Consider the following 13,331-nt stretch of genomic DNA (forward strand, 5'->3'; position numbering starts at 1 on the left):
AATCTCATTGCTATAAAAGAGATAGAATCTTCATTCTAGAAACATCATAAATTCTTTCCCTAATTGGTCTATGAAATGAATGAAACTTTCAAATTGGAAATTCCCCAAGGTAATTCACTTGAGAAAATTTTTATTCCTTTAAAAATAAGGAGCTTTAATTGTAATATAATTCTATAAATGGATTTTATCAACTGAAAAAGAGGGGATAGACATGATTAAATATGATGAAAAAAGATATGAAACCTATATGCAGTTACCTCATGCTGATGAAGTAAAAAAATATTTAGAACTACAAAGTGTATTAAAAATTGTAAGTGAAAATCCAAACATTTCACAAATTCTAGATATTGGTACCGCTACCGGAAGATATCCGATTTTATTTGCAAAAAAGAAATATGAGGTTACTGGAATAGATATTTCCGATGACGCTCTAACAATCGCGTCTAACAATGTTATGAAAGAAAGAGTTTCTGATAAAGTCAATTTATTTAAAATGGATGCAACAGAACTTGATTTCCCTGAAAATTCATTCGACTTAATCACATGTATGATGGGTACTATTTGTCATATGAACCAAGAGCAATATGAACATTTTCTAAAAAAAGTTAAATATATTTTAAAACCAAGAGGTTTTGTGATTATTTCTTCTTGGGATCCAGATTGTTCTTTCACTGAATTTTTATCTTTTTATAACGAACAAGAAAAAGTTAAATTAAAGAATAATAGTATGTCTGCTATCGAGTTTAAAAAATTAATGGATTCAATATTTCCGTATGCTAAAATTCAAAATATCATTCCCTTTTCAGACGAACAAATGGCTTCTTTTCAGCCAGATAATGAATTTGAGGCATTTTTAGGGATTCAAGAGTATATTTATAGTAGAATTACCAATAAAATGGGGCAAATGTATCTTGCTATTGGATATAAATAAATGAAAAGATGGTATGCATATGAATAAGAACTTTTTAAAAGGAGCGTTAGCTTTATCATTAGCTGCTGCTATTTGGGGTGGTATGTATGTAGTAAGTAAAATTATTTTAGGATATATTCAGCCTTGGTTATTATTAGAGATGCGTTTTATTATTAGTTTATTTGTTTTAGGATTTATAACTTGGTGGAAAGGATTATGGAAAATCCAGCGACAAGATGTTTTTAAAATGGCTATGATTGGTCTAGTTGGATATACTGGTTCTATTGGAATGCAGTTTGTTGGGACAGATCTATCTAGTGCTGCTATGGGATCTTTAATTACAGCTGCTTCTCCAGCACTTATCTCTATCTTTGCTTTCTATATTTTAAAAGAAAGATTACATATAAATAAAATAACAGCACTGATTCTAGCAACAATTGGGGTACTTTGTGTTATCGGTTTTCCATCAACCAATAATCAAACTGAAAGTATGTATCTTGGAAATATTATACTCTTCGGTGCTGCTATTACTTGGGCCATTTATACAGTACTAAGTAAAGTCCAAACTCAAAAATATTCTTCTCTTACAGTTACTACTTGGTCTAATTTGTTTGGTGTAATTTTTACTATTCCCATTGTAATTTGGGAACAAGAAGTTACGCCTACTGATTTACCAGAAGATGTATGGATTTGGTTAGGAGTATTGTACTTAGGAATTATATCAACTGCAGTAGCATTTTATTTTTGGAACAAGGGCTTTGAATATTTAGATGCTAGTACTGGTTCTCTCTTCTTTTTCCTTCAACCTGTAGTTGGTAGCTTGTTAGGCTTTTTATTACTTGATGAAAGTTTAGGCATTACTTTCCTTTTAGGAGCCTGTTTAATTGGAATAGGCGTCTACTTATCTTCTAAAGAGAAAAAAATACTACTTTCTAAAAATAAAGGTGTTAGCAACAAATAACGTTTTACCTTATATTGACTATATCACATCATATTTTTTGAAACTGTAAAAAGGAGTTGACCAATAAAGGTCAACTCCTTTTTATCATCCACTAAAAGCTCCTTCTATATCTTTTTTAACTTTTATCTTGAAAAGAAAAACAATGCTATTCTTTATCAAAAAAATCACACATAAAATTTTGGTTATCATTATTCAAGAATGTGGAACTCAATGTATTTAATAGACTTATTAGTCTGAAAAGTCTGTCACAGAATGTTCAGATATTAACTCTTGTTAACTAAATATAGATTCGTTTATTATAATAGTTGAGTCGACTCCAAATAATGGAAAAATACAGTAAGAATATGGTATACCATACATTTTTTTCAATAGATGCTAAACCTATTTTCACAAGAATTATTTTTATATTATGATTCGCTTTTTGTTTCATTGTATGTAACCGTATTAAAATAACTCAAGAGGAGGATTTAAGAATGGAAAATAAATCTTTTAAGATTCGTTCTGTTAATGAAAACGATCAACTTTGGACAAAACTAGCTGATCAAATGGAAACACTTGAAAATCGAGATGAAATGAGATGCTTCAACTGCTCAATTTGTTGCGATAATTGTTGCTTTAATTGTTGTTTCCAAATCTAGTTTATACTCATGGTTAAAAACAAGGTAAGTAATTGTATTCTTTAATACTTTGAAGTATTAAATCTAATATTTTCTGTTCTTGCTGTGCAAGAACAGAAAATATTTATACTAATTAACTAATAACTTCAACAAGTATAAATATTATCATACAAGGGTGATTCGATGATTATTAATAAATATCACTTACGCTATCCTTTAAATGGAGAGGTTTTAATGATTAACACCTTAACAGGTGCTGTTGATTTTTTTTCACAAGATTTAATTGACTTGATGGATAAATTACCACATATAGATCCAATAAATTTATCTAACGAGGAGAAAGATGCCACTAAAGTGTTACTAGATAGAGGGTATATATTTAGAAACAATGAAGACAGGGAACACAGATTATGGCAAGCCAAAAATATTGTAGATGCTGGAAATGAAATGCAATATGTAATTTGTCCTACATATACATGTAATTTTCGATGCCCTTACTGTTTTGAAAGTCATAGTCTTCATGAAAAAATAACAGCTTTAACCGATGAACAGCTACAAGCAATCATGGCCGCTATAGATATATTTCATCAAGAAAGTGGTTATACAATTGGAATGATCAATCTTTTCGGAGGTGAACCACTTCTTCCATTCACCAAAAATATAGTCAAACAAATTTGTGAAGAAGCTGTTAAACGCAACTTCAAAATTGGCTGCAATACAAATGGCTATCACCTTTCTTCTTTCGTACAAATTTTAAAAAACTATCGTGATCGAATGAGTATTATGGTTACAGTCGATGGTCCTAAATCTATACACGATCAACGACGGATTATGACTGGAGGACAAGGTACATTTGATCAGATTCAAAAAGGTATTTGCGATTCACTTAATCATGGTATCCGAACCATTGTAAGGGTCAATATCGATCAAACTAACGTTGACTACATCCCACTTCTCATAGACTACTATCAAAAAAATAACTTGTTTAATAATGAAAATTTCTCAATTTCTTTTTCACCTGTTACAGATCATACATGCAAAGGCTTGGGAGAAGATTTAATGAAAGGGTACGAAATTGTAAAGAAACTCCAGAAAAACATTCCCGATTTTGAAAAATTAGAAGCTCAAAAATCGCTTAACGTTGGGGCTGATATGTATCGTTTCTTCAAACCAATTATGCAGTTAGACCCTGCATTAAAAAATAAAATTGAAATGATAGTACCGAATATAGTTTATTGTGAATCAGCTGAAGGAAAACGAGTGGTCTTTGGACCAGATAACCACATTTACGCATGTCCCGATTTAGTTGGACGACCAGAATTCAAAATTGGAGATTATTTCCCTAAATTCGCTCGTCAAGATTGGAAATGGGACAAGTGGAAAGAATTCAATTCACTTACCATTCCACAATGTAAGTCCTGTGCTTCATCTCCTATATGCGGAGGTGGTTGTGCTGCTGAGGCTCTTATTGTTCACGGGAATTTAAATCAGCCAAACTGTCCACAAACAAATAAACAAGTTTTCGAATATTTAGATAGCATTAAAGAAGAAATTTTAATATAGGGAGAGAGACTAAGCTATGATTGCAAGCACTTATAATTCAACATATAAATTATCTGATGGAAATTTTGTTTTAATAAACTCACTAAGCGGTGCCCTTGATGTAATTAATGCGGACATAAAAAAAGTTTTAGATGATATTAGGCGTAATAAAAATTTAACTCCTTATCCTGAATTAGAGGAACTCCTCTCTTTTTTAACAAAACGCGGTTACCTTTTTAAGGATCGTGATGAAGAATTAAACACACTTACTATTATTCGTGATCGGATGACCCAATCTTTAGCAAGCAGCAATTCCGGTGTTACATTCAACGTATGTACAACATATATGTGTAATCTTCGATGTCCTTATTGTTACCAAGGTCATGACATACATAAAATCTCACATGCTTTAACATCTACAGAAGTAGATAAAATGTTTCAAGCAGTGGACAACATTTTATCTATGGAGAATGAGCGTGGACGCTTTAAAGATGCGACCCATCGTATGATGCTATATGGTGGTGAACCATTATTACCAACAACTCGAAAAACTGTCGAAAGAGTGGTTCAACGTGCAACCAAAGAATATGGATTTCGCATGTATGCAATTACAAACGGTACGTTCTTACACGAATTTTTAGATTTTTTAGAACCCTACAAAGATAACTGGGATTATTTTCAAATTTCTATTGATGGTCCAAAACATATACATGATCAACGGCGTATTACAGCAGGTGGTACCGGAACATTCGATCGAATTACCGCTAATATCTCAATGGCATTAGAACGCGGCTTCGCAGTGGGTTTGCGTACCAATGTAAATAAAGATAACCTCGAGCATTTAGAAGAATTAGCTACTTTTATCGAAAACAAAAATTGGCATAATTATCCTAACTTTGGTTGGCAGGTATCCCCTGTTACAGACCATTATGGAGACAATCTACCAAACCATCTTCCAGAGCATGAACTACTGGCCGAAATCTATAATATTTTTGGAGATTTAGAGGACTTTATGGATAAATTTAATGCCAAACTCGGTACAGACCTTAATATTCGTACTTCTAGGATCCGTCAAGCTATACGTACTTTTGATTGGGAAAAGGTAAGCGAACTCGATTCATGTTCTCCTGTTATGCATAGCTTACCTTATTTTAAAGAATGCAGCGCACGAGAACATCGTTTTTATGCGTTTGGTGCAGAAGGTCTAATATATGCTTGTCCAGAAGCAGTGGGTAAACCCCAAACAGCAGTAGGTTCTTTTTTCCCTGAATATAATCTAGATCCTAGCAAACATGCCATTTGGGATCAAGATATCACTGATTCAAAGCAATGTATTAGCTGTAGCATTTCATTATTTTGTGGCGGGGGCTGCGCTTATGCCAATCTAATGCGTAATGGTGCCATTAATAAACCTTATTGTAATGACTCACATCAAACAATTTCAACTTATATAAAACAAAACGAAACAGCTTTTTTAGAACTAATCAAATAAAAATATCTAACTCCACAAACATCTTTATCATTGTGGGGTTACTTCTTCTCAAAGGATGTGACAAATTTGACAACCTCACAAATCTTTTTCCCAAAACTAATCCCTTATAAAGTTTACAATATGGATGTTTGGGAGGACGGGCCCCGTTATTTAATTAAATTTGATAACGGGTTACAGATAAAAGTTACAGAATCATTAAAAAACCTATTTAATTATATGGATGGAACAAGTTCAATAGAGGATATTTGTACAATTGTACAGAATGATTATGGTGGACATATAACTATAAGCGAATTAGAAGAGCTTATAAATGGGCATTTATTGCCAAAGGGAATTTTAGTTGGTTCAGAAAAAAGAGCATCTCATCACTCTGCAATTACATTTAGAATAGCAATATTCCATGCATCACGCTTACAAAAAGCGTCTCAATATTTCAAATTCGTTTTTTCATGGGGAGCATTATTTTTATTCTGCATTTGTTTCAGTATAAGTCTAATACATTATTTTTTTCAAATTAATACTGAAAATATAGCTAACACATTTGGATCAGTATCTAAATTTTTCATTGCAATTTTTCTACTTTTATTTTCTATAATTATCCACGAATTTGGTCATATAGTTGCCGCTTATCGTTATGGGATAAAACCAAAGGATGTTGGAGCTGGTCTTTATATGATGAGACCTGTTTTATTTGTTGATTTAAGTGATGCTTGGCGATTACCTAGGAAGTATAGAGTAATTATTGATCTCGGGGGAATTTATTTTGAATTATGGATATTTATATTTTTAGAATTATGCTATTGGATTTCAGGGTATCAAGAACTTTTTGTAGCAAATCAATTTATTCTCATTACAGTTTTATATAACTTATATCCATTTTTACAATATGATGGCTTTTGGGCTCTAACCGACATTCTAGGAATCGCAAACTTGCATACTAGAACTTTCAAATTGGTAAAAAGCGGTTTACTAGGATACTTGTTTTTCAAACCTGATTATAAAGAGCAATTCAATGATACCATTCGGAATATGAGTAAACACTACAAAATAGCATTTCTCACATATGCCAGTATATATTTTTGTTCAGTCATTACTGCCATATGGTTCATTATTCGATACATCTTTTATTTATTAACATCTATAGAATCTTTTACTTGGGGAAATGCAAAAGGTTTGTTCATTGTAATCATTATAGTTTTAATTAGAACCATAATTGTCTTCGCACTAAAATTCAAAAAGTCTGGAGGAACAAAGGATGACAACAAAACACCCTATTCTTCAAGTACAGGGAATAAAGAAAAATTATGAAACGGAAGCAGGAATCATCCATATTTTAAAAGGAATTGATACACAATTTTACCGAGGAGAAGTGGTTAGTATTATAGGTCCTAGTGGAAGTGGAAAATCTACATTACTCGGGATATTAGGATCATTAGACACCCCAAGCGAAGGACGCATTATGATTGATCAACAGGATATTACATCCCTATCTGAAGAAAATTTAGCAGATTTTCGTGCAAAAAAAATTGGTTTTGTTTTTCAATCCTATAATTTAGTAACAACAATGACAGCCGAGGAAAATGTAATGATGGCACTTATGTGCGCCGGGATGAAGAGTCGAAAAGAAATGATACATAAGGCAAGAGAGATGCTCGATCTTGTTGGGATGAAAGAACGTTATCATCATTTACCAAGCCAGCTATCAGGAGGTCAGCAACAACGCGTTGCAATTGCACGTGCATTAGTAAACAACCCCGCTATTGTTATTGCAGATGAACCTACTGGTAATTTAGATACGAAAACGGGACAAACTATTTTGGATTTAATCTTTCAACTACGTGATCAACTTAACATGACTTTTATTATCGCTACACATGATTCTTATGTAGCAAAGCTTTCAGATCGTATTTTACAAATAGAAGATGGATTGTTAATTCAAGAAAACGTGAATAATCATACAACTCCCAAAGAAGGTGAAACAACGTCATGTTACTAAAATCAGCATTACGTAGTTTAGTACGAAATCGTTTGAGAACCCTCTTTACTATGTTCAGTATTGTAATTGGGGTAGCTAGCTTTTTCTCAATGTCACTGTTAGTCGAATTAGTTCCTCGTTCTATTCACGAATCCTCTAAAATTCTTTTAGGAGGAGACGTAGCTATTCAATCCTACTTAAACCCTGTTAACCGTGATACATTGATCTCTTCTGTTCCCAAAGAAGAACAAAAAGCACTTACAACTTCTTTATTAGGTCAGAGTATGGTAAAGTCTGATAAAAAAACAACAAGCTTAATAATAAAGGGTATAGAACCAAAGCAATATCCGCTGTATGGAGATAATCAGTTTCCGAATGTTCGTAATTTACAAGAGAATGAAGTGCTTTTATCAAAAAGTACTGCGGATCGTTTACAAGTGAAAGTCGGAGATAATGTGGAGATTCCGAATCGTTCTACCGGAGCGATGTCTTCTTATAAAATTCGTGGGCTTGTCGAAGGCGTTCAAGAATCTTATGGTGATGCTTCTATCTTTGGAACAGCTTATCTACATTTAAATCAAGCACAACAACTTTTAAATGTACCAGCAAATACAATTAATGAAGCTTTAATTGTATTGCATAATAAAGTTAACGTTTCTACTTTTAAAAGTAAAGTGCAAGAACAATTCCCACAAAGCAGTGTAATCGACATTCGTGATAAAGAATTAGAAAAACAAAAAGATTTGCATATGTTACTGCCATTTCTTCAACTATTTAGCATATTAGCTCTTGGAATCGCGGCAATCACAACTTCAAATACAATGAAAGTAATCATTGCCACGCGCACACATGATATCGCTGTCATGAAATCAGTAGGAATGAAAACGCGATCTATCGTTCGATATTTTTTGCTAGAAGCATTCTGGTTAGCAATCCTCGGAACAACTGGTGGTATTGGAATTGGATTATTAGTTAGTGTTTGGCTCACCTCATATTTATCAAGTGTACTTTCATTACCTCTTACGTGGGGAATGTCATGGTCTGTTGTTGGTACTACAATCGTTGTTGGATTTGTCGTAACCTTTTTAGCATCATGGATACCAGTAAAAAGTGGAATGCGTGTGTCACCTCTGCAAATGTTACGGGATACAGAGAATACAAATGTAAATTATTCATTACCTTTTAGAAAAAAACTTCAACTTTTTATTTTAGTTTGTAGTATTCTTTCTATTTATGTTTACAAAGTAGCATTTACAACCAGCGCAAATGGTAGTTTTATATTTAAATGGATTCTTGCTTTCCTACTTACAACAGGAGTCATGTTACTCCTCTTTTCTTTCATTCGTTCGATTGGATTTATATACGCTTTATTATTCCGAACTATTGGGGCTATGAAAAATAGGATGCCACAAGGTCTTTTTCTTGCCTTACACAATATAGCAGCTACGAATAAGCGAAATGGATTATTAGCAGTTACCTTAACGATAGGTGTCGTTTCTGTAGTTTCTAGCCACGTATTTGCTGATAATTTAATTGAATCTGTTCAAGGACAATTAGAAAAAGAAGCAATGGGAAATCTTCTAATTACAAGTTCAGTGAACGATGAAGAAAAAGTTGAAAAACAACTTAAATCAATGAAGGAAATAAAAGCATGGAAAAAAGGCTATCAATTAGATGGAAGACTCCAAAATATTAATGGTGAAGAAGCCGCAGCTAAATTCGCCCAAAAAATAAAAGAGGACAAATTTTTTAGTTCAACTAAAATTTCAGTAGAAGGTATAGATACTTCTCTTACTTCCAAAGCATATACCATATCTGAAGGACGCGATTTAACTTCAGCAGATGCAGATGAAAAAAAAGCAATCCTGTTGGATAGTTATAAGAAGATAGGACTCAAAACAGGTGATACAGTTGATATTCAAATAGGAAATGAATTGGTGAGTTGTGAAATTGTAGGGTTTTTTAAATCAGGTATTGTGAAAACGGTAGGTATTCGTATTCCAACAAAAACATTAGCTACATACGGAAAGCCGAACCGCATTACCTATTCAATAGATAGCGATCCGAAGCAAACGAATGTCATTCTAACAGATCTAAACAACAAACTTCCAAATTCAGCAATGGCTTACTCCATTTCCGCTACAGCTATCGATAGTCTACAATATATTATTCGTATGCAAAGTGCTTTCTTTTCTATCGTAGCCTTATTTGCATTCTTAACTGCAGTTCTGACGATTGGAAATCAAGTGGTCATTCGCTTACTTCAACAAACACGAGATGTTGCCATTATAAAGACAGTTGGTATGTCTTCGGGCAATTTAATGAAATCCATTTTATTAGAAAACACGGTCATTTCCTTATCAGCCGGATTCGTTGGGGCTGGAATTGCTTTAGCTTTTTCAGGAGTTGTTTTACGATTCTTATTCCAAATGCCTATGAAAATTGATATAACTTGGTCTATTCTGGGCATCTTGTTATCTGTTATCACAACAGCGATTGTTGTTTGGATTGCAGCAAAACAATCCTTATCAGCTAAACCAATTCATCTATTGCAAAGCAAATAAAAATTTATAAAACCTTATCTAACGAAGAAAAAACATAGTTTGATCAAACTACGTTTTTTCTTCGTCTTATATTTCTTACATTTTAAAAATCAAAAAACAATATATTTAGTAAAGTCTATTAAATCGATATGTAGGGCACCCTCTTACATTCGTTTTTATTCGAAATACTCCACCAGCGCTTGCATCAGTAGTATGCATTTTGGCTGTTGTAATGTATAACTCGTTTAAGTCACTTCCACCAAATGTGCAAGAAGTTACATTTAAGACTGGGATAGAAATACTTAGTAGCTGTTCTCCGTTCATAGGATTCCACCTCGATACTTTAGAACCACCCCAATGGGCAATCCACAACATTCCTTCTTCATCAATTGTCATTCCATCAGGAAATCCTTCTTCTTTGTGCACGACAACAACATCTTGTGGATTTTCAATATGACCTGTGCAAATATCATAATCAAAACGAACTACTTTTCTTGTCGGCGTATCTATGAAATACATATACATATGGTCTGGTGACCACGCTAAGCCATTAGAAGTACTTACATGTTCTACTTTCTTTTTTACATTCAAATCGGTATCTAAACAGTAAAGAGCTCCCTTTCCATCAATACCAACACCTTCTGTGGTGCCTGCCCAAAAACGACCTGCCGGATCACATTTCCCGTCATTAAAACGATTTTCTTGCAAATGACTTTCAGGGTCACAAATAGCCCGTAGTTCTTCCGTATCCGAATTTAAGAAATAAAAGCCATTCTCTAGAGCAAGAATCATTTCACCACATTCACTCGGAGCCACTGATCCTACCATTTGTCCAAGAAAAATTTCCTTATCTTCATTTGTAACTGGATTATACATATGAACTTTCTTCTCCAAAATGTCGACCCAATACAATAACTGCTTTTTACTATCCCAGCAAGGCCCTTCTCCAAGAGTAGCCTTTGCATCAATGACTAGTTCTAATTCACCTAGCAAATTAATCCCTCCACATTAAAGAATATTCTGTCTTTTCATAATAACATGTAATAGTTTTATATTTTTATTAATGGCAAACATTATTGCGGATTTGAAACCACACTATACCCATTTCAAGAATACGATCAACTTATAAGAACGGGTAACGATGTGAAATAATTTCTTTAATTTGTTGAGTATTAAACATAAATCCATCTCCTTTTTATATTTTCACAAGCGGACATTTAATTACCATTATTTTCATTTTTAATTATTGACATATATTAGCACTTACTACTAATATTAAGTTATATAAGCAAGTATAAAAATGGTAAAGGAGGAAAAATAAATGAGTTCAAAAACACGAATTACAGCTATTGGTACCTATGTACCTGAAAAGAAGTTAACAAACTTTGAGCTTGAGCAAATGGTTGAAACAAATAATGAGTGGATTATTCAAAGAACAGGAATTCATGAACGTAGAATAACTCGTCCTGATGAATTTACCAGTGATTTATGTGTATCTGCAGTAAAAGATTTGATGCACCGATATAATAAAAAAGTCGAAGATGTAGATATGATTATTGTGGCAACTAGCACGCCAGATTTTCCATTCCCATCTGTCTCCAGTATAATTCAGAAGAAATTAAATATATCCCAAACAGGTGCTATAGATTTAAGTGCAGCGTGTGCAGGATTTGTTTACGCATTGCATACAGCACACAGTTTAATTTCTTCTAGGCTCCACAAAAAGGTACTTGTTATCGGGGCAGATACAATCTCAAAAATTACCGATTATACCGATAGAAGTACATGTATTTTGTTTGGTGATGGTGCTGGTGCAGTATTAGTTGAAAGGGATGAACAATCAAGCAGCTTCATTGGATTCCACCTAGGAAGTGATGGAAGAGGAGCCCAACATGTATATCAACCTGGACTATCGAAAAAAGTCAATGGGATTGAGTTAATCGATACTCAATATCTTGTACAAAATGGTAGAGAAGTTTTTCGATGGGTTGTAAGGAATGTTCCTGATAATATAAGACAGCTTCTAGAAAAAACGCAAACGAGTTTAGATCAAGTTGATTGGTTTATACCCCATAGCGCTAACTTAAGGCTGATAGAACCGATTTGCGAAAAATTAGAATACCCATTGAAGAAAACCCTTTATAGCTTAATCAACTTTGGAAATACCTCTGCTGCAACAATTCCTTTAGCTCTTGATCTTGGAATCCGCCATGGAAAAGTCAAGAATGGGGATCGAGTTCTTTTGTATGGTTTTGGATCTGGTTTGGTTCACGCTGGACAACTTTTAGAAATAAATTTTGACCAACTAATTAATGCTCCAACCCCGTTGTGATAGATTTTTTCGTAATGATGAACAAAGAAATGAATTTGATTTTAAAAACTGGTTGCCAATCGACAACTCAGTTTTTCTTATCTTCAATTATCGGGCGCGATAATTGAAGATAACGTTTTTTGGTAAAACAAAAGTTTGAAGGTACGAACTAAGGATTATTTATATAATATGAGAAAGGCTGTGAAGTTATTTGAGAGGTTATAAAGCAATGCTATTTGATTTAGATGATACCTTACTTAATAGAGATAAGGCAGTAGATAACATGTTTTTAATTATTTTAGAAAAGTGTTATGAGGATGTTAAACATTCAGTAAAAAATGAAATGTTACAGAAATTCAAAGAATACGATAAAAAAAGCTACGGCTATGGTGATAAAACAACCGTTTTAGAATCATTTTTCGATGAATTCCCACCAAAATATAGATTGCCACGCTATTACATTCAAGATTTTTGGAATAATAATTTCCCTCATTGTTTTTCTATAAACCAAAATACTATAAATATCGTAAATACTCTAAAGATGCATGTTAAAGTTGCGATAATAACAAACGGCCTAACTCAGAGACAAAAATCTAAAATAATTAACACGAATTTAAATAGTTGTTTTGATATAATCATTATTTCTGAAGAAGTGGGATTTAGTAAACCTGACAAACGCATATTTGAATTAGCATTAAACAAGCTTAATGTGCAACCAGAAGACGTATTATTCGTTGGAGATGACATAGAAAAGGATATCGGTGGTTGTCAGAATGCAAATATAAAGGGCATTTGGTTCAATCCCCATATGATCGAGAATGATACCGAAATAAAACCATATGCCGAGATCCATTCTTTTGATAGATTATTAAGTTATTTTCCACAAACGAGTACGATTGCGGAGTAGTACAAGAAAATGTGCAAAATTTATTCTTTATCTTGAACCACAAAACTCTCCTTCAGACCGCTTATCTGAAGGG

Annotated in this window: 10 protein-coding genes; 9 read left to right on the plus strand and 1 reads right to left on the minus strand. The window is 33.2% G+C overall.

What is annotated here, in order from left to right; all coding sequences use genetic code 11:
* The first annotated feature begins 211 nt into the window (after positions 1–211).
* The 7 genes from ACIGHG_RS16465 to ACIGHG_RS16495 all read left to right on the plus strand — a co-directional run bounded on the left by ACIGHG_RS16465 (position 212) and on the right by ACIGHG_RS16495 (position 10,061).
* Positions 212–931 carry a class I SAM-dependent methyltransferase gene (locus ACIGHG_RS16465; RefSeq protein ID WP_090912228.1) on the plus strand — a complete coding sequence of 240 codons (720 nt, stop codon included), beginning with the start codon at positions 212–214 and terminating at the stop codon, positions 929–931.
* A gap of 19 nt (positions 932–950) precedes the next feature.
* Entirely contained in the window at positions 951–1,871 is a 921-nt protein-coding gene (locus tag ACIGHG_RS16470) for a DMT family transporter (protein WP_336471761.1), read from the plus strand.
* An 800-nt stretch (positions 1,872–2,671) separates the two neighbouring features.
* Positions 2,672–4,051, plus strand: coding sequence for a radical SAM/SPASM domain-containing protein (locus ACIGHG_RS16475; RefSeq protein WP_336471760.1), 1,380 nt, complete (start codon positions 2,672–2,674; stop codon positions 4,049–4,051).
* Positions 4,052–4,067: 16 nt separating this feature from the next.
* Positions 4,068–5,522 (plus strand): radical SAM protein, encoded by a 1,455-nt coding sequence (locus ACIGHG_RS16480; protein ID WP_396549459.1) that lies wholly within the window; start codon positions 4,068–4,070, stop codon positions 5,520–5,522.
* A 66-nt stretch (positions 5,523–5,588) separates the two neighbouring features.
* Complete coding sequence (locus tag ACIGHG_RS16485; RefSeq protein ID WP_336471758.1) at positions 5,589–6,830, plus strand: peptidase; 1,242 nt, start codon at positions 5,589–5,591, stop codon at positions 6,828–6,830.
* Positions 6,778–7,518, plus strand: coding sequence for an ABC transporter ATP-binding protein (locus ACIGHG_RS16490; protein WP_090912238.1), 741 nt, complete (start codon positions 6,778–6,780; stop codon positions 7,516–7,518). The genes ACIGHG_RS16485 and ACIGHG_RS16490 overlap by 53 nt, the downstream gene beginning before the upstream one ends.
* Positions 7,509–10,061, plus strand: coding sequence for an ABC transporter permease (locus ACIGHG_RS16495; protein ID WP_336471756.1), 2,553 nt, complete (start codon positions 7,509–7,511; stop codon positions 10,059–10,061). Before ACIGHG_RS16490 ends, ACIGHG_RS16495 begins: the two co-directional genes overlap by 10 nt.
* A gap of 105 nt (positions 10,062–10,166) precedes the next feature.
* On the opposite strand, the gene ACIGHG_RS16500 is transcribed toward ACIGHG_RS16495, so the two are convergent.
* Positions 10,167–11,033 (minus strand): SMP-30/gluconolactonase/LRE family protein, encoded by an 867-nt coding sequence (locus ACIGHG_RS16500; protein WP_396549462.1) that lies wholly within the window; start codon positions 11,031–11,033, stop codon positions 10,167–10,169.
* Between the two features lie 328 nt (positions 11,034–11,361).
* On the opposite strand from ACIGHG_RS16500, the gene ACIGHG_RS16505 reads away from it, so the two are divergent.
* A complete protein-coding gene (locus ACIGHG_RS16505) occupies positions 11,362–12,372 on the plus strand; it encodes a ketoacyl-ACP synthase III (RefSeq protein WP_396549464.1) in 1,011 nt (336 codons plus the stop codon).
* 208 nt (positions 12,373–12,580) lie between these two features.
* A complete protein-coding gene (locus tag ACIGHG_RS16510) occupies positions 12,581–13,258 on the plus strand; it encodes an HAD family hydrolase (RefSeq protein ID WP_396549466.1) in 678 nt (225 codons plus the stop codon).
* The last annotated feature ends 73 nt before the right edge of the window (positions 13,259–13,331 follow it).

The organism is Bacillus sp. NPDC077411 (genome assembly GCF_044543425.1).
In the GTDB taxonomy this organism is placed as follows: Bacteria; Bacillota; Bacilli; order Bacillales; family Bacillaceae_G; genus Bacillus_A; species Bacillus_A bruguierae.